Below are 17,080 nucleotides of genomic sequence, written 5' to 3' on the forward strand. Positions count from 1 at the left end.
GGATTGGGGGCCGGTGAGGTGAGGTGAACCATCCGACCGCGTCGATCAGCGTCATGCAGAGGTGATTGATTGTCAAGAATTCCGATAAGGCGAATCGCATTGCGGGACGAGTGGTCGGAACTCGATGTGAATACGTCTTGACGAGTGACGATTTTGTGACCAAACTGTGCGGTTGGTGGTCCGGTGGCGGAGGGAGCGACGACTTGGCGATCGTGATCGTGGGCGCGGGGATCGGTGGCCTCACCACCGCTCTCAGCCTGCACCGGGCCGGCTTCCGTGAGATCACCGTCTACGAGCGGGCCGACGTGCTGCGCCCACTCGGCGTCGGGATAAATCTGCTCCCGCACGCCGTCCGCGAGCTGACCGAATTGGGCCTCGGCGACCGCGTGGAAAGGCTGGGGGCCGCCCCCGGCACGCTTGCCTACTACAACCGGCACGGTCAGCAGATCTGGAGCGAACCGCGCGGACTGGACGCCGGATACCGCTGGCCGCAGCTATCCGTGCACCGCGGCCGGTTCCAGATGGAACTGCTCGACGTGGTGCGGGAACGGCTGGGGCCCGACGCGGTACGCACCGGGCACCGGCTCGTCGGCGTCCGCGACGGCGTCGCGCACTTCGAGACGGGGGCGGGGGAGGTGAGCGTCGCGGGCGACCTGATCGTCGGAGCGGACGGCATCCACTCCGCGTTGCGCGGGCAACACCATCCCGGCGAGGGGCCGCCGATCTGGAACGGGCTGACGCTGTGGCGGGGCACGGCCCGGGCACCCGGATTCCTGGACGGGCGAACCATGATCATGGCGGGGGACGCGGAACAGAAGTTCGTCGCGTACCCGATCGGCGCCGGTTTGATCAACGTCGTCGCCGAGCGGCGCGGGCCCGGTTTCGCCGGGCCCAACGCGGACTGGAACCGGACCGTCGACCCCGCGCCGGTCGTCGCCCTCTTCGCGAACTGGCGTTTCCCGTGGCTCGACGTGCCGGAACTGCTCGCCGCCGCCGACGAGATCCTCGAATACCCCATGGTGGACCGCGACCCGATCGGCACCTGGACCCACGGGAACACGACGCTGCTCGGCGACGCGGCGCACCCGATGTACCCGAACGGTTCCAACGGCGCGTCGCAGGCGATCCTCGATGCGCGTACCCTCGCCTTCCACCTCGCCACCGCGCCGACGGTCCGGGCGGCGCTCGACGCCTACGAGGCGGACCGGCGGCCGGCGACCACCGCGCTCGTGCTGAGCAACAGGCGGCAGGGCCCGGAACAGGTGATGGTGCTCGCCCATGAGCGCGCGCCGGACGGGTTCGACCACGTCCACGACGTCATCCCGCCGGAGGAGCTCACCGAGATCGCCACCGGCTACAAGAAGGCGGCCGGCTTCCTGCCCGCCGACCTCAACGAACGGGCCTCCCTCACGCCGACTGTCTTCTCCGGTGTCCTGCCGTGACCGGCCCGGAGCCGGCCGAGCTGGACGCGGCGCGACTGGCGTCGGTGATCTCGCCGCTGCGCCGCACGCTGCTCGCCGCCGCCCGCGCCGCCGAGCACCTGCCGGAGATCCCGGACGCGCAGATCGAGATCGTGCGGGCCCTGCCCCGGGGCACCGTGTCCGGCCCCGGCGAGCTGGCCGAACGACTCCGCCTGAGCCGCTCGACGGTCAGCAACCTGCTGACCACGATGGAGGGCAACGGTCTCGTCGAGCGCCGCCCCCGCCCCGGCAACCACCGCCACGTCGACGTCCTCGCCACCCCGAAGGCCCTCGACCTGTTCGACCGCTTCGACCTCGCGAGCGGAGACCTGGTCGCCCGCGCCGCGGCCACCCTTCCGGCGGCGGACCGCGCGGCCCTCGCCGCCGCGGTGCCCGCGCTGGAACGCCTCCGCGACGCCCTCGCGCAGACCAAGGACACCCCATGAGTACGCGCCGACACGTCGGCCGCGACCCGGCGGTTCCCGGCCTGGAGGCCGCGTTCGAGGTGGAGGTCCGGCTCGGCGCGCTGGAGGACCACGGGGTGACCCGCGCGGGCCACCGCCGCGTGGTGCCTGTCGTCGGCGGCCGGGTCACCGGCCTCGTCGAGGCCGACATCCTTCCCGGCGGCGCCGACTGGCAGGTGGTCCGCCCCGACGGCGCGATCGAGATCGACACGCGCTATTCGGCGCGCACCGCCGACGGCGGTCACGTCTACCTCCGCACGTTCGGCGTCCGCAGCGGCCGCCCGGAGGTCCTTGAGGCGTTGCTGCGCGGCGACGCGGTCGACCCCGCCGAGTACTACTTCCGGCTGGGCGTACGACTGGAGACGTCGGTGCCCGCGCTGGCCGTGCTGGAGCAGTGCGTCTTCGTCGCGTCGGCGATCCGTGAGGCCGACCGGGTGCGCTACACCGCCTACCGCGTCACGTAGTCGTTCCCGCGCGGCGCGTTGTGCGCGTTCGCCCTCCCCGTGCCCGGCCGCCGTGATATCCCATCTACTATGCGCCTGTAGTAGACGCTGGTTGTCGAGGTGGACGCCACGCGCCGGGCCGGACGTGCGGAGGGGATGGGATGGGACGCGCTCACCCGCTGCTGCGGCTGGCGCTGTTCGTCGCCGTGACGTTCGGGGTGTTCGGCATGCACACCTTCGGCCACCCGGCCGGACCCGACGCCACCCACGCGAGCGCCGTACACGGGAGCACCGGCCACGCCGCCGACGCCGCCCGCGAGATCGCCGCCGCGCCCGGCGCCGCACACGGAGACGACGGCTCGCCCGGGCGCCACGACGGGACGCACGTGTTCACCGTGTGCCTGGCGGTACTGGGCGGCGCGCTCGTCCTCGGCGCCCTGTCCCTGCTGTGGCGGCCCCGCCGCGGCACCGCCACGCCGGCCGGCCCTCGGTCCCGCGGGCCTGGCCCGGACCGGGGTCCACCCCGCCGGCCCATCGGGCTGCTCCTGCGAGCCGTCACGGTCCTGCGCACGTGAGGAGACCACGGTCCGGCGTCTCGCCCGGACCCGACGACTCCGTTCCGGCACACCTCACGACAAGGACCACGTACCGATGAAACCGACCATCCTGCGCCGCGCCGCCCTCGCGGGCGTCGCTCTGACCGCCCTGCTCGCGACCGCCGCCTGCGGCGGCGCTGACGACACCGGCGGCATGACGCACGGCACCGGCAGCAGTTCCGCGGCGGGCGCTTCGGCCTCCGCGGACGCCACAGTAAACGACGCGGACGTGATGTTCGCCCAGATGATGATCCCGCACCACCAGCAGGCGGTGACGATGGCCGACCTGGCCCCGACGCGCGCGAGCGACAGCGAACTGAAGGACCTGGCCGCGAAGATCAAGGCGGCGCAGGATCCGGAGATCGCCACCATGAAGGGGTGGCTCACGGCCTGGGGCAAGCCCACGGACCTGCCCAGCGACCACAGCATGCCCGGCATGAGCGCCACGCCCGGGCACGGCATGCCGGGGATGGACGCGGGGATGCCCGGCATGATGTCCGATCAGCAGATGAGGGACCTCGCCGCGGCGAAGGGCCCCGCGTTCGACAAGATGTTCGCCGAGATGATGATCGCCCACCACAAGGGCGCCATCGACATGGCCAGGACCGAGCAGGCCGACGGGAGCAACCCCGAGGCCAAGGCGCTGGCCGCCAGAATCGCCTCGGACCAGGCCGCCGAGGTGCAGACCCTGCAGAAGATCCTCGACCGCCTGTAGGCGACCGGGTGCGGCCGGTCCCGGCTTCGGGACCGGCCGCACCGCCACGACACCTGACGTACCCTGACCGGCACGAAGGGAGAGCACGTGGCGGAACTGGGCAGACTCGAATCGGCGGTGATGGACGTCCTGTGGCGTGCCCCCGAGCCCGTGCTCGTGCGTGACGTCCTCGACGCGGTGACCACCGACCGGGTCCTGGCGTACACGACGGTGCTCACCGTGCTGGACAACCTGCACCGCAAGGGCTGGGCCGTACGCGAGAAGGACGGCAAGGCCTACCGCTACCGGGCCGCCGGCACCCGCGAGGAGATCATCGCGCGGACACTGCGCCGGGTCGTCGAGACGAGCACCCACCCCGACCTGGTGCTGCTTCACTTCGCCCGGTCCGCCTCCGACCACGAGCTGCACATCCTGCGGCAGGTCCTCGACGAGCGGGAGTCCGGGGCGTGAGCCTCGCGCTCGCCCTCGTCGCCGGCGCGGCGCTGGTCGCCTGGTGTGGCCCCGCCGCGTTGCGGCTGTGCTTCCGGCACGTCGCCGACCCCGTCGCGATGCTGCTCGGCTGGCTCGGCCTGATCGTCGCGGTGCTCGGCACCTTCGTCCTCGCCACCGTGATGCTCCTCGCGCCGGGCAGCACCCGGCAGTGGGCGCTGCACGACCTCGCCCGCATCTGCTGGCACTGGGCACAACCCAGCCGGCCGCCCGCCGCCGACGAAATCGTCGGGGCGACCGGAGCGCTGCTCCTGCTGGCCGTGCTCGCCCGGTTCACGGTGACGAGTACCCGCCTGGCGATGCGCGCCCACCGTGCTCGCCGCGCCCACGCCGACCTGCTCACGCTCGCCGGCGGCCCGCCGGAGCCCGGCGAGGCGCCGGTGCTGTGGATCCCGCACCCGACCCCGATGGCCTACAGCCTCGGCGGGTCCGGCGGGCTCACGGTCCTGGCCAGCGCCGCCGGTGACCTGCCGGCGGACCAGCTCGCCGCGGTGCTCAGCCACGAGCGGGCACACCTGCGGGAGCGCCACCATCTCCTGGTGGCCGCCGTGGAAGGGCTCGCCGCCGCCGTACCGTGGCTGCCCCTGACCCGCCAGGCGCCCGCAGCAGTGCGCCTGCTCGTCGAACTGCGCGCCGACGCCGCCGCCGTCCGCGAATGCGGCCCGACTGCCGTACGCGACGCGTTGCTGACGTTCGCCGGCGCGCCGCGCCCGCCGTCGGCGCTGTCGATGGCCGGCGCCGACGTGGCGATCCGGCTGCAGCGCCTCCAGGGACGCCGCCCGCACCGCCGCAACCTGCTCGCCCGCGCCCTGCTCGCCTCGACCGCCCTGGTCGCCCCGCTGGGCGCCGGCGTGGTCACCGGCATCCTGTTCTGCCTGTAGACCCCGGGGCCGCCCCGGTCACGCGGGCCCGGGTCTACATGCCGGTGTTGACCAGGACCGCGGTGGCCAGCAGGACGGCGACCATCAGCACCGCCTCCGCCAGCACCGTGCGGCGCAGGCGACGCATGCCCTCCGGGGTCGGGTGGTCCAGCCGGGGCACCACCCGCCTGCTGTTGTAGAGCCCGACGACGGCGACGACCGCCACCAGCGCGACCTTGACCAGGAGCACCTGGCCCCATCCGGTGCTCACCAGGTGACCGGGCCGGTCCAGGATCGTCAGCGTCAGCGCGGCACCGGCGACGCCGGTGAGCGTCACCGCCGCGGTGGCCGGGACGGAGAAGCGCACCGCCATCTCGGCGGCGCCCGTCGGCACACCGAGGCGCGCACGGCCTAGCAGCAGCGCCGCCAGGAGCAGAACGCCGCCGACCCACACCGCCGCGGCGACGGTGTGCGCCACGTCCGCCGCCACGACGACCGCCCGTGGCCCGGCGGTGACGGTGTGCCCGTCGAACAGGAACGAACCGAGCAGCAGCGCCACCGTGACGCCGAGGAGCACCGGCCGGACCGCTCGCGCGCGGACCCGCTGCGCCTCGTCGCCGCTCACGTCGTCGGTGGGTGGCACGACAAGAGGGCGAGGGGCGGTCGGGATCGCGGCGACCGTCACCACGGCGTGCCGCCCGACCGCGTGCCGGCCCCGGATCAGCGCCGCCTCCAGGGAACCGGCCACGAGCAGCCCGGCCGCGCCGGCGAACCGCAGACCCAGTCCGGCGGCGACCGGCGTACGGCCGAGCGCGGTCAGCGCCTGCGTGCTGACCGCCGAGGCGAGACCGCCCCCGCCGAACACGGCCGCCAGCGCCGCCAGTTCGAGCAGCACGCCGGCCACCACCGTCAGCCCGGCGATGCGTACCCAGACCTGGACCAGCCGGATGTCGCTGCGTGTACCCACCAGTGTGGTCAGCGCGAAGACGAGACCACCCACGCCCAGCAGGATCGCCCCGTAGGACAGCCAGCGCCCCGCCGTGCCGACGAACCGCACCGGACCCTGGCCGGCGTCGGCGGTGTGGCCCACCGCGTGCCCGCCGGAGTGGGCCGGCGGCGACGCCGACGGAACGGCCGGTCCGCCGTGACCGGTGTGCCCGTGCGAACCAGCCGTGGGCCGGGGGGCGACGGTCGCGCCCGGTGGCGCGTCGGCCGGGACCACTGTGAACGTCACATCGCCGGTCAGCGGATGGGCGTCCGGGGCGGCCACGCTCCAGCGCAGCGTGAACTTCCCGTCGGGCAAGGCGGCGGAGGGGTGGACCAGCCACGTACGGCCCCCGTCGGGGGTGTGCGTGGTCACCGGAACGGCAGCACCCTCGCGGGAGAGCTTGAAGCCGGTCGCGGTGGGCGTGCCGGGGGCGCTGAACGTCAGCCGGATCTCCGTGACCGTGCCGTCCACGCGGGCGCCGTCCGCCGGTACGACCTTGAGCAGCTTGAAGTGCGCGGCGGCGGGCGAGGCGAACCCGAGCACCACGAACACGGCGGGACAGCACGCCAGCCACACGAGCAGCAGCCACCGCGCCACGCGACGCGTCGGCGAGCGATGACGCCGCGGGAGAGGCACCACTGATCCCCTTCGTCAGGGAGACATGGACCCGGCGCCCATCGCTCCGACCTGATGCGGTCGCCATCCTAGGGGAACTACTAGGACCTGGTAGTAGAGCGTCGGCCTGATCAACGTCGTGGCCGAGCGGCGCGGTTCCGGTTTCGCCGGGCCGAATGCGGACCGGAACCCGTCACGTCCTCGTTCCCGGAGGCGGACGGAACCGCGGGCTTCAGAACTGCACGCCCGAATAGATCCGCGGCACGATCAGCGCGTACGCGAGGACGAGCGCGGCGACGGTGACCACTGGAGTGCCGACGAGCACCACGGCCGATGCCACGCGGACCCGGGTTCGCAGCCCTCTGTGCATGCCGGGGGTCTGCGTCAGCACCATCAGCGCGGTGACCCACGTGGCGAGGCCGACCGTGGCGACGATGCCGAGCCACGACAGCAGCACCATGACGTTGGTCCCGAACCGGTCACCCGCGTCGCTGCCGTACTGCAGCAGATACGGCCGGTTCCGCAGCCCGATCCAGAGGTTGACGCCCGCGAACGCGGTGAGGGCGACGGACCACAGGGCGGCGAATCCGACGGCGGTGCCCCGCAGCCGGGTGCGGGTACGCTGCGCTGCCTCGTCGAGTACGGCCATGCACGGATGCTAGGCCATCGGTGGTTCACCTGATCAGCGCGCGCTTGTCCGGCTTTCCGCTCGGTGCCGTCGGCACCCGCTCGATCGGCTGGATCGCCTGCGGGACCGACGCCTCGCCCAGCGCCTCCGCCACCACCGCGCGCAGCCGCCCGGCATCAGGTACGCAACCGGCGGCGGGCACCACGTAGGCGTGCACCGCCTCCCCGGTGACGTCGTCGGGACGGCCGACGACGTACGCCTCGGCGACTGTGGGATCGGCGGCGAGGACCCGCTCGATCGGGCCCGCGTACACCAGGTTGGCCTGCACGATGACGACGTCCCGGATCCGGCCGAGCAGGTGCAGGTAGCCGTCGCCGTCGAGCCGGGCCAGGTCGCGGGTGCGGACCCAGCCGTCGGCGAACACCTCGGCGCTCTCGGCCGGATCGTTCCAGTACGCGGTGGCCTGCGCCGGTGTCCGGACGAACAGTTCCCCCTCGGTGGCGGGACGGCCCTCGGCGTCCCGGATGGACAGCGCCGTCACCGGGGGAGGCCGGCCGACCGAGGCGAGCGCGGCCGGGTACGCCAGCATCTCGGCCGGCGTCACCATCGTGATCATGCCGGTCTCGGTCTGGCCGTAGCCGTGGAAGACGACGGGCCCGAGCACGTCGAGCGCCTCGGCGAGCCGGCCCGGTGCGAGCGGGGAACCGGAGACCAGCAGGGCCCGCAGGCTGCTCAGGTCGACCGGGTCGGTGCGCTGGTCCCGCACGAGCTGGTACAGCTTGCCCACGGTGATCACGCTCGCGGTCGCCCGGTGCCGGGCGATCATGCCGGGGAAGCCAGGGGGCCGGGCCGCGACCAGGGTGCCGCCCGCGGCCAGGGTGAGGATGCCGTACTCCAGCATCACCTGGCTGCTCAGCGAACCGAAGACGAGATACCGCTGGAGCCGGGTGGCGAGGTCCGCGACCGCCGGCGGCCAGCGATCGGGGTACGGCGTCCAGGCCGCGCTCATCGCCGCGTACGTCTGGGCGCAGCCCTTCGGGCTGCCGGTGCTGCCGCTGGTCCAGATGATCCGGGCGACGTCGTCCGGGTGCCCGGCGGCGATCAGCGGTCGTCCGTCGTCGGGGGTGCGCGCCAGTTCGGCGACCCGGGCGTCGTCGACCAGCAGCGTGGTGCCGCCGAGCTGCCAGGCGCGGTGCGCCGGGCCCAGGTCGGGGCGGATCCCGGAGACCCGGGCGCCCACCGCGAAGGCCGCGATGATCGCCGCGAACGCTTCAGCTGTGACACCGAGCCGCAGCGCCACCCCGACACCGGGCCCGGCCCCGGCGGCGCGGAGCCCGGCGGCGATGCGACGGACCAGCCGGTACATCTGGGCGGTCGTGACCGTCCGGTCGCCCTCCTCGAAGACCGGCCGGTCGTCACCGGCGGCGAGCAGGTCCAGCACGGGCTGGGGCCAGACCTCAGCCGGCATCGGAGAGGACGCCCTTGACGAAGAGCACGAGCGGCTGGTGGTGCACGTCCGGCAGGTTCCAGTGGTTCTCCAGGTTCTCCGCGAGGTGGTGCGCCGCGACGACCTTCCCGCCACGATGGACCCGGACGACCGGGTGCAGGTAGCTCGCGTCGTGCGCGTGCGCGGCGTCGTTCTCGGCGATCCGCGGCACCGTGATGTCGAACGGGTCGACCTGGTCGTGGTCCGGCCCGTACTCCAGGGTGACCACGAACGCGAACGGTTCCGGGCCCAGCCCGCCGTCGTGCACGTACGCGACGGGCACCTCCTCGTGGTAGCGCGCGGTGTCGCCGGAGACGACGACGACGTCACCGAGGACGGCGAACTGCTGCCACAGCGCCGAGGTGCGGTTGATCCGCGCGATGATCGCGTCCGCGATCGCCTCCGGGGTGACCTCCAGCGGCGTGGTCGGCCACGGCGTGTCGTGGTGGCGGGCGCCGAGGATCCGGTGCAGGGCGCGTACGCCGTACCGGAAGCCGTGGATGAACCCGTTCGTCGAGCGCTTGAAGTCGCGCTGCTGGGTGAGCGTGCCGGCGAAGTAGAGGTCCGGTACGTTCACCGACTCGTACGCCGAGGTCTGCTCGGGAAAGCGGTCGTTTATGACGAGCCGCGGCCGGGCGGACGGGTCGAAGATGCCCGCGTCGAACCGGAAACCGGTGCAGAGGATGACCCGGTCGTAGTCGATCCGCCGGATCGCCTCGACGGTGCGGGCGTACCGGAAGTCGATCCGGTAGCCGCCGTCGTCGCGCCGGACGATCCGCTCGACGGTGCCGTCGAGGACCGCGTTCTGCGACTTGAGCTGGTACGTGTCGAGGAAGTTGTTGTTCACCGCGCGCAGGTGCCCGACGTAGTGCGTCTGCCACGCCAGCTTGATCGAGTGCGGGCCGGCGACGTGGATGACGGCTGCCGTCTCGACGAGCGCGTCGGCGGTCTCGAATGCGGAGTTGCCCTTGCCGATGATGAGGACGCGCTGGTCGGTGAAGTCGTCCGGGTCGACGCTGACCGTGTCGTACCGTTCGGCGAGTTCGGCGCCCTCGATCGGCGGCACGTACAGCTGGGACACGCCGGTGGCGACTACCACCCGGCGGGCGGTGAGCGTGTCGTCGCCGGCGTCGACGGTGAACAGGTCGCCGTCGCGCGCGACCCGGGTGACCCGGGTGCCGTACCTGATCCGCAGGCCGCGGGCGACGTCGGCGAGGTAGCGCACCATGTCCGCGGCGTCCGGGAAGTAGCGCCGGCTGTAGTTCTTGAACAGCAGCGCCGGATCGTCGGTGAGCAGTGAGTTCCAGTCCGCGCGCAGGTTGAACTCCGGGTCGTCGGAGCCGGTCCAGACCTTGTTGATCGAGATGAGCTGCCGGTGCCGGGGGTAGGTGGCGAAGAAGGTGCCCGGCGCCGGGCCGGCCTCCAGGACCAGGTAGTCGTGGCCGTCGCGCTCGAGCAGGTGAGCGAGCTGCAACCCGGCCGGTCCGGCTCCGATGATCAGATAGTCGAGCGTCATGCGCCGCAACGTAGCGACTCGATCTCAGAGCGTTCTGAGAATTCGTCTCTAGGGTGCGATCCCATGACGACAGAGGTGGACCTCGATGTCCCACTGCGGATCGCCGACCTCCGCGCCGCCCGCGACCCGATCAAGGTCGTGGCCGGGCCGCAGGTCCGGGGCCGGGTCACCGCCGCCCGCACGTTCCTGTCCGCGGTGCTCGGCGAGGACCGCGCGGTGTACGGCGCCACCACCGGCTTCGGCGCCCTGGTGGGGTACGCGGGCCGCCCCGACCTGCGCGACCAGGCCGACAACACGCTCGCCCACCTCGGCGCCGGCCAGGGCCCGGACATCGATCCGGACGTGGTCCGCGCGACAGTGCTGCTGCGGGCCGCGTCGCTGGCCCGGGGCGCGTCGGGGGTCTCCCCGCACGTGATCGACGCCCTCGCGGCGATGCTCGCGACCACGTTCGTCCCCGCGATGCCCCGGCTGGGCTCGGTCGGCGCCAGCGGTGACCTGATCCCGCTGGGCGCCGCGGCGCAGGCGTTGCGCGGCCGGGGGCACGCCTACCTGGACGGGGTGCGGATGCCGGCGGGCGAGGCGTTGACGCTGGCCGGCCTGGAGCCGTTGCCGCTGGACGGCCGGGACGCTCTCGCCCTGGTCAACGGCACATCCCTGACCACGGCGGCGACGGCGCTGGCGCTGGACGCGGCCCGCGCCGCACACCGGGCGGTCCAGGTGCTCACCTGCCTGCTCGCCGATCTGCTCGGCAGCGACACGCAGTTCCTCGACGCCCGGCTGCTGGGCGCGTACGGCCATCCGGGCGCGATCGACGTGGGCGAGCGGATGCGACGGGTCAGCGCCGGCCTCGTCGCGTCCGGCGCGCGTCCGTTGCAGGAGCCGTACAGCATCCGCTGCACGCCGCAACTGCTCGGTGCGGCCGAGGACGCCCTGCGCTACGTCGACGCCGTGGTCGCGGCCGACCTCGCCAGTGTCACCGACAACCCGCTGTTCTTCCCCGGCGACGACCTGGTGGTGCACGGCGGCAACTTCTTCGGCCAGCCGGCCGCGTTCGCCGCCGACGTGCTGTCGATGGTCGTCGCGCAGGTCGGCAACCTCGCCGAACGGCAACTCGACCTGCTCGTCGACCCGAACCGCAACGGCGGCCTGCCGCCGATGCTGGCCGCCGGCCCGGGACAGCAGCACGGGCTCCAGGGGGTGCAGCTGGCGGCCACCGCGCTGATCACCGAGATCCGCCGGGACACCATGCCCGCGAGCATGCAGAGCGTGCCGACGAACCTGCACAACCAGGACGTCGTCCCGCTCGGCACCCAGGCCGCGTTGCGGGCACTGGACCAGGCCCGGCTGCTGCACCTCGTCGTCGGGTCGCTCGCGCTGGGGCTGCGCCAGGCCGCCTACGTGGGCGCGCGTACGCCGACCGCGTCCGGCTGCGCCGAGGCGCTCGCGGCGCTGGCCGCTGTCGTACCGCCGGTCGATCCGGACCGGCCGCTGGACGGTGACGTGCGGCGCGCGGCCGACGTGATCGCGGATCTCTCCGTTTCTCTTCCCTGAGGGTGGGCGCACATGACGCTTGACTATCTGATCGTCGGGGCCGGGCCGGCGGGCCTGCAACTCGCGGCTCTGCTGGAGGCCGACGGCAGGCGCGACTATCTGGTCCTGGAACAGGCGGACGTCCCGGGGGCGTTCTTCGCCACCTATCCCCGCCACCGGCAACTGATCTCCATCAACAAGCCGCACACCGGCTCGGACGACCCGGAGCTGAACCTGCGGCTGGACTGGAACTCGCTGCTCAGCGACGACCCGGCGCTGCGTTTCACCGGCTACACCGAGCGGTACTTCCCGGACGCCGACGTGATGCTCCGCTACCTGGCGGACTTCGCCGCGAAGACGGGGGCACGGGTCCGGTACGGCACCCGGGTGACGTCGATCGGCAAGGCCGACGGGGTGTTCGAGGTCCGGGCGGGGGAGGAGGTCTTCCGGGCGCGGCGGCTGATCGTCGCCACCGGCGTCTCCCGGCCGTACCTGCCGCAGATCCCCGGGCTCGAACTCGCCGAGCAGTACGCGGACATGTCCGTCGACCCGCGCGACTACCTCGACCAGAAGGTGCTGATCATCGGCAAGGGGAACTCCGCGTTCGAGACCGCCGACAACCTGATGGAGACCACCACACTGATCCACGTCGCCGGGCCGAGTTCGGTGCGGATGGCCTGGCGTACGCACTACGTGGGTCACCTGCGCGCGGTGAACAACAACTTCCTCGACACGTACCAGCTGAAGTCGGCGAACGCGATCCTCGACGGCGAGGTCAGACGTATCGAGCGCGACGACGCCGGCTACACGGTGACGTTCTCCTTCTCCCGCGCCGACGAGGTGGTCAAGGAACTGCGGTACGACCGGGTGCTCGTCTGCACCGGGTTCGCCTTCGACGCGTCCGTCTTCGAGGACACCTGCCGGCCGGCGCTCGCGATCAGGGACCGCTTCCCGGCGCAGACCCCGGCGTGGGAGTCGGTGAACGTCCCCGGCCTCTACTTCGCCGGCACGATCAGCCAGGAACGGGACTTCAAGCGCTCCACGAGCGGCTTCATCCACGGTTTCCGGTACGCCGTCCGGGCGCTGCACCGGATCCTGGAGCGACGGTACGGGGACACGCCGTGGCCGGCGGAGAAGCTGGACGCGACCGGCGAGGTGATCGCCGACGCCGTCGTCGCGCGCGTCAACCGCACGTCGGCCCTGTGGCAGCAGTTCGGCTTCCTCGGCGACGTGGTCACTGTGGCCGGGTCCGACGCGCGCTACCACGACGAGGTGCCGGTCGAGTACTTCACCCGCACCGGCCTGCGTACCCCTGACCACGACTACACGGACGCCTTCGTCGTCACCCTCGAGTACGGCCCCGACCACGACCGGGTGGACCCGTTCGACGTCACCGTCAGCCGGATCGCCCAGGACGTCCCCGGTCAGGCCCACGACGCGGCCTACCTGCATCCGGTCGTCCGCCACCACCGGGCGGGCCGGGTCGTCGCCACCCACCACCTCGCGGAGAACCTGGAGAACCGGTGGGACCGGCCGGAGACGCACGTCGCGCCGCTTGTCGCGTTCGTCGACAGCTGCCTGAGCCGTGCCGAGGCTTGAGATGCGCCCGCTCGCGGGCGCCGCGCTGGACGGCGCGGCGCTGAACCTGACCGAGCTGGCCACCGACGCGCGGGGCCGTCTGGACCCGGTGCACTGGGACTTCTTCTCCGGTGGAGCGGGCGAGGAGCGCACGGTCCGCGCCAACGAGGCGGCCTTCACCAGGCGGTACGTGGTGCCCCGCGTCCTGCGCGGCGCCGGACGGCGCGACCTGCGGATCTCGCTGCTCGGCACCCGGATCTCGATGCCGTTGCTGATCGCGCCGACCGCGTTCCACCGGCTGGCCCACCCCGAGGGCGAGGTGGCCACCGCCCGCGCCGCCGCCGAGGCGGGCACGATCATGGTGGTCAGCATGGCGGCCACCCGGCGGGTCGAGGAGGTCGCCGCCGAAGGCGGCCCGCTCTGGTTCCAGCTCTACCCGCAGGCGGACCTCGACTTCACCGCGCTCGTGGTACGGCGGGCCGAGGCGGCCGGCTGCTCGGCCCTCGTCGTCACCGTCGACTCGCCGGTGTTCGGCCGGCGGGAACGCGACCTGCGGCACGGCTTCGCCGACCTGCCGCCGGGGATGGCCTGCGAGAACATGCGCGACGCGAGCGGCCGGGTACGCGACATCGGGATGGACGCCGGGCTGGACTGGGACCGGATCGCCTGGCTGCGCGAGGTGACCACGCTGCCGATCCTGCTGAAGGGGGTGCTGCATCCGGCTGACGCGGCGCTTGCCGTCTCGTACGGGCTCGACGGTCTGCTGGTCTCCAACCACGGCGGCCGGCAGCTCGACGGCGCGCTCGCCACCCTGGACGCGTTGCCCGCCGTGGTGGAGGCCGCCGGCGGGCGGCTGCCCGTGCTGCTCGACGGCGGCATCCGCCGGGGAACCGACGTCCTGGTGGCGCTGGCGCTCGGCGCGAGCGCGGTGCTGGTCGGCCGCCCGGTGCTGTGGGGGCTCGCGGTGGGCGGCGCCGCCGGGGTACGCCACGTGCTCGACCTGCTGCACGCCGACCTCGACCGGGCGCTGGCGCTGGTCGGCGCCGCCGGTCCGGCCGACCTGAGCGCCGATCTGGTCGCCACGGTGGCGTGCGGATGAGCGCCCTGATCGTCCTGGCGGGGGTCGGCGTGGCGTGGACCCTGCCGTACTGGCTGCCCCGCACGGTGGTCCGGCTGCGGGAGTGGGTGTTCGTCACCGTCAACGGCGTCGAGGGCGTACCGGTGCCCGGCCCCACTGTCGGCATGGAGCACTTCGAGCGGGTGTACGCCGATCCGGCGGCGGACGGGCGCAGCCGGGGAGCCGGGTTGTCCGACCTGTTCTGGTACTGGCTGGCGCCCGGACCGCACATGCACCAGGAGCACCTGGAGCCGGGCGAGCGGTACCGGACCGTGGCCGCCACCACCCGGCGGGTGCTCGCGGTACGCCGCGGGCGCTGCGACGACCTGGCGACCGCCGCCACCGGGCGCGCGCTCGACCGGCTGCCCGCCGGCCGGACCAGCCACGTCCGGCTGCGCGACCTCATGATGCCGGTCTGGGCCGAGGTCTACTACGAACTCGTCTTCGGTGAGGCGTGCCCGGCGGACGCGCGGGCGCTGATCGTCGCAAACGCCGAGGACGTGGTGAACGGGCTGAAGTGCACCGGCCTGCGGCACATGCGGCGGCGTGATCGGCTGACCCGGTATCTGCACGACCGGATCGAGGCGGGGACCTGCCCGGTGACGCTGCCGCCGCCGTTCACCAGCCGGGAGACGGCCTGGTATCTCCAGGGTGCCTTCTTCAACACCGCCGTCGTGCAGATGTCCGAGGCGATGGCGCACGTGCTGCTCGCCCTCGCCACTCATCCCTCCCTGCAGCGCGGACTCGACGACGACGAGGCGCTGGACCGGGTGATCGACGAGACGCTGCGGGTGCATCCGCTCTTCGGCGTGGCGCACCGGATCACGTCCGCGCCGATCACGCTGCCCACCGGCGTGTCCCTGCCCGCCGGAACCGTACTGCTCTTCAACTATCTGGCGTTCCACCGCGGCGGAGCCGCCGGCGACGACCGGTTCGACCCGGACCGGTGGCTGACGCTCAAGCGCGGCGACGCGCACTTCATCCCGTACGGGGTCACCGCGAACCGCGCCTGCCCGGCCCGCGGCGTCGCGCCGGTGATGATGCGCGCCGCGACCCGTGAGGTGCTGCGCCGGTACGTCCTGACGTCCTCCGCGTCACACACCCGCTCGCTGCCCAGCCGGGGTCCGGCGTACCTGACGCCGGCCGGGTCCCCCGTCCCAGGGCGGCTGCGGCTGGCCGCGATGCGGTCGCGGGACCGGTGGGCCGACGTGGGCCGCAGCGTCCGGCAGTTGGTTTTCGGCACCTGGATGGTGCTCGACGCCCGCCGGCAGCGGTTGTGCACCGACTACTTCGAGAGGGCTGTCCGATGACACCAACGGAGCTGGCGCCACGGTTCTTCATCGCGGTCACCGTGATCCTGATCTTCTGCAAGGGGGTCGCGTGGCTGCTCGGCAAGGCGGGTCAGCCCGCCGTGGTGAGCGAGATGCTCGCCGGCGTGCTGCTCGGCCCGTCGTTGCTCGGGCTCCTCCTGCCGGACGTGCAGGACGCCCTGTTCCCGGCCCCGCTGCTGCCGGTCCTCTACGTCGTGGGTCAGGTCGGCCTGGTGCTGTTCATGTTCCAGGCCGGGTACGCGTTCAGTGCCCACCGGGTCACCGGGCTCGCCGGCACCGCCGGGGTGATCTCCCTGGCCGGGGTCACCGCACCGCTCCTGCTGGGGGTGCTGCTGGTCCTGGTCACGGCGGGCGCCGTGCCGATCCAGGCCGACGGGACGGCACTCGGGGTCTCGGCCGCGTTCGTCGGCGTCGCCCTGGCCATCACCGCGTTCCCGATGCTGGCCCGGATCATCACCGAACACGGGCACGCCGGCACCCGGCACGGCACCCTCTCCCTGGCCAGCGGCGCGATCGACGACGTGGTGGCCTGGATCATGCTGGCTGCCGTCCTGGCCTTCGCGTCCGGCCGGGCCGGTCCCGCGCTCGTCACCGCGGGCGGAGCGGTCCTGTTCGGACTGGTGCTCTGGTTCGGCGGGCGGGCGGCGGCCTCCACGCTGATGACCCACCGGGCCCTCAGCGACCGCGCCCGGCTGCTCGGCACCGTCGCCCTGCTCTTCCTGGTCGCCTGGTACACCGACGAGATCGGCCTGTACGCGGTCTTCGGCGCGTTCGCGGTCGGCGTGGTGATGCCCCGGACCGACAACACCGACCGGGTGGTGGACACGCTCACCCCGGTCGCCGCGACGCTCTTCCTGCCGCTGTTCTTCACCTACTCGGGGCTGCGGACCGAGTTCGGCCTGCTCGGCTCCCTGCCGGTGCTGTTGTTCGCGCTCGCCTGCGTGACGGCGGCGATCGCCGGCAAGTTCGGCGCCTGCTGGGCGGCGGCCCGGCTCCGTGGCGAGCCGCCGGGTGTAGCGCTGCGGGTCGGCGCGCTGATGAACGCCCGGGGCCTGATGCAGCTCATCGCGCTGAACGTCGGGCTGGAGGCGGGCATCGTCAACCCGGCCCTGTTCACCGTGCTGGTACTGGTCGCGCTGGTCACCACGCTGATGACGACGCCGGTGCTGAGCTGGATCGAGCGCCGCGAGGCCCGGCAGCCGGAAACCGTCCACACGCCGGCGCTCGCGGTTTCAGATAGTTGAAGAGGCAAATACCGGTGCTT

At 72.9% G+C, this 17,080-nt stretch carries 16 protein-coding genes; 12 read left to right on the plus strand and 4 right to left on the minus strand.

All coding sequences use genetic code 11. The features are described 5' to 3' along the window. The first annotated feature begins 212 nt into the window (after positions 1–212). The 7 genes from AC2CHG_RS04955 to AC2CHG_RS04985 all read left to right on the plus strand — a co-directional run bounded on the left by AC2CHG_RS04955 (position 213) and on the right by AC2CHG_RS04985 (position 5,048). The gene (locus tag AC2CHG_RS04955) at positions 213–1,442 is read left to right on the plus strand and encodes a flavin-dependent oxidoreductase (RefSeq protein WP_269698076.1); all 1,230 of its coding nucleotides are present in this window, start codon (positions 213–215) and stop codon (positions 1,440–1,442) included. Continuing rightward, entirely contained in the window at positions 1,439–1,906 is a 468-nt protein-coding gene (locus AC2CHG_RS04960) for a MarR family winged helix-turn-helix transcriptional regulator (protein WP_194799887.1), read from the plus strand. The genes AC2CHG_RS04955 and AC2CHG_RS04960 overlap by 4 nt, the downstream gene beginning before the upstream one ends. Then, positions 1,903–2,388 carry a DUF3237 domain-containing protein gene (locus AC2CHG_RS04965; protein WP_484524232.1) on the plus strand — a complete coding sequence of 162 codons (486 nt, stop codon included), beginning with the start codon at positions 1,903–1,905 and terminating at the stop codon, positions 2,386–2,388. Before AC2CHG_RS04960 ends, AC2CHG_RS04965 begins: the two co-directional genes overlap by 4 nt. Positions 2,389–2,528: 140 nt before the next feature. Then, positions 2,529–2,942, plus strand: a complete 414-nt coding sequence (locus AC2CHG_RS04970; RefSeq protein WP_484524233.1) for a DUF6153 family protein — start codon at positions 2,529–2,531, stop codon at positions 2,940–2,942. A 76-nt stretch (positions 2,943–3,018) separates the two neighbouring features. Further along, positions 3,019–3,678, plus strand: a complete 660-nt coding sequence (locus AC2CHG_RS04975) for a DUF305 domain-containing protein (RefSeq protein ID WP_484524234.1) — start codon at positions 3,019–3,021, stop codon at positions 3,676–3,678. Between the two features lie 87 nt (positions 3,679–3,765). Beyond that, a complete protein-coding gene (locus AC2CHG_RS04980; protein WP_194799891.1) occupies positions 3,766–4,128 on the plus strand; it encodes a BlaI/MecI/CopY family transcriptional regulator in 363 nt (120 codons plus the stop codon). Beyond that, complete coding sequence (locus AC2CHG_RS04985; protein ID WP_484524235.1) at positions 4,125–5,048, plus strand: M56 family metallopeptidase; 924 nt, start codon at positions 4,125–4,127, stop codon at positions 5,046–5,048. Before AC2CHG_RS04980 ends, AC2CHG_RS04985 begins: the two co-directional genes overlap by 4 nt. A gap of 34 nt (positions 5,049–5,082) precedes the next feature. Here AC2CHG_RS04985 and AC2CHG_RS04990 read toward each other — a convergent pair whose 3' ends face one another. The 4 genes from AC2CHG_RS04990 to AC2CHG_RS05005 all read right to left on the minus strand — a co-directional run bounded on the left by AC2CHG_RS04990 (position 5,083) and on the right by AC2CHG_RS05005 (position 10,260). Beyond that, positions 5,083–6,612, minus strand: a complete 1,530-nt coding sequence (locus AC2CHG_RS04990) for a copper resistance CopC/CopD family protein (RefSeq protein WP_484524236.1) — start codon at positions 6,610–6,612, stop codon at positions 5,083–5,085. A gap of 250 nt (positions 6,613–6,862) precedes the next feature. Further along, positions 6,863–7,279: a hypothetical protein gene (locus AC2CHG_RS04995; RefSeq protein ID WP_194799893.1), complete on the minus strand. Its 417-nt coding sequence runs from the start codon at positions 7,277–7,279 to the stop codon at positions 6,863–6,865. A gap of 25 nt (positions 7,280–7,304) precedes the next feature. Next, positions 7,305–8,726 carry a class I adenylate-forming enzyme family protein gene (locus AC2CHG_RS05000; protein WP_194799894.1) on the minus strand — a complete coding sequence of 474 codons (1,422 nt, stop codon included), beginning with the start codon at positions 8,724–8,726 and terminating at the stop codon, positions 7,305–7,307. Next, entirely contained in the window at positions 8,716–10,260 is a 1,545-nt protein-coding gene (locus AC2CHG_RS05005) for an NAD(P)-binding domain-containing protein (RefSeq protein ID WP_194799895.1), read from the minus strand. The genes AC2CHG_RS05000 and AC2CHG_RS05005 overlap by 11 nt, the downstream gene beginning before the upstream one ends. Before the next feature lie 63 nt (positions 10,261–10,323). Here AC2CHG_RS05005 and AC2CHG_RS05010 point away from each other — a divergent pair, with 63 nt between their 5' ends. Genes AC2CHG_RS05010 through AC2CHG_RS05030 form a run of 5 tightly spaced genes read left to right on the plus strand, consistent with a single transcriptional unit; the run spans position 10,324 to position 17,060 of the window. Then, complete coding sequence (locus tag AC2CHG_RS05010; protein ID WP_484524237.1) at positions 10,324–11,811, plus strand: aromatic amino acid ammonia-lyase; 1,488 nt, start codon at positions 10,324–10,326, stop codon at positions 11,809–11,811. A gap of 12 nt (positions 11,812–11,823) precedes the next feature. After that, positions 11,824–13,389: an FAD-dependent oxidoreductase gene (locus AC2CHG_RS05015; protein WP_484524238.1), complete on the plus strand. Its 1,566-nt coding sequence runs from the start codon at positions 11,824–11,826 to the stop codon at positions 13,387–13,389. Position 13,390: 1 nt separating this feature from the next. After that, the gene (locus AC2CHG_RS05020; protein WP_194799898.1) at positions 13,391–14,467 is read left to right on the plus strand and encodes an alpha-hydroxy acid oxidase; all 1,077 of its coding nucleotides are present in this window, start codon (positions 13,391–13,393) and stop codon (positions 14,465–14,467) included. Next, the gene (locus AC2CHG_RS05025) at positions 14,464–15,795 is read left to right on the plus strand and encodes a cytochrome P450 (protein WP_194799899.1); all 1,332 of its coding nucleotides are present in this window, start codon (positions 14,464–14,466) and stop codon (positions 15,793–15,795) included. The genes AC2CHG_RS05020 and AC2CHG_RS05025 overlap by 4 nt, the downstream gene beginning before the upstream one ends. After that, a complete protein-coding gene (locus AC2CHG_RS05030) occupies positions 15,792–17,060 on the plus strand; it encodes a cation:proton antiporter (protein ID WP_194799900.1) in 1,269 nt (422 codons plus the stop codon). The genes AC2CHG_RS05025 and AC2CHG_RS05030 overlap by 4 nt, the downstream gene beginning before the upstream one ends. The last annotated feature ends 20 nt before the right edge of the window (positions 17,061–17,080 follow it).

The organism is Micromonospora sp. ATLC20, from assembly GCF_057196585.1.

Coding starts and splice junctions, on each gene's coding strand:
- AC2CHG_RS05010 (WP_484524237.1), top strand. CDS start 10,324: ATGACGACAGAGGTGGACCTCGATGTCCCACTGCGGATCGCCGACCTC.
- AC2CHG_RS05020 (WP_194799898.1), top strand. CDS start 13,391: ATGCGCCCGCTCGCGGGCGCCGCGCTGGACGGCGCGGCGCTGAACCTG.
- AC2CHG_RS04970 (WP_484524233.1), top strand. CDS start 2,529: ATGGGACGCGCTCACCCGCTGCTGCGGCTGGCGCTGTTCGTCGCCGTG.
- AC2CHG_RS04995 (WP_194799893.1), bottom strand. CDS start 7,279: ATGGCCGTACTCGACGAGGCAGCGCAGCGTACCCGCACCCGGCTGCGG.
- AC2CHG_RS05030 (WP_194799900.1), top strand. CDS start 15,792: ATGACACCAACGGAGCTGGCGCCACGGTTCTTCATCGCGGTCACCGTG.
- AC2CHG_RS05015 (WP_484524238.1), top strand. CDS start 11,824: ATGACGCTTGACTATCTGATCGTCGGGGCCGGGCCGGCGGGCCTGCAA.
- AC2CHG_RS05000 (WP_194799894.1), bottom strand. CDS start 8,726: ATGCCGGCTGAGGTCTGGCCCCAGCCCGTGCTGGACCTGCTCGCCGCC.
- AC2CHG_RS04965 (WP_484524232.1), top strand. CDS start 1,903: ATGAGTACGCGCCGACACGTCGGCCGCGACCCGGCGGTTCCCGGCCTG.
- AC2CHG_RS05005 (WP_194799895.1), bottom strand. CDS start 10,260: ATGACGCTCGACTATCTGATCATCGGAGCCGGACCGGCCGGGTTGCAG.
- AC2CHG_RS04975 (WP_484524234.1), top strand. CDS start 3,019: ATGAAACCGACCATCCTGCGCCGCGCCGCCCTCGCGGGCGTCGCTCTG.
- AC2CHG_RS05025 (WP_194799899.1), top strand. CDS start 14,464: ATGAGCGCCCTGATCGTCCTGGCGGGGGTCGGCGTGGCGTGGACCCTG.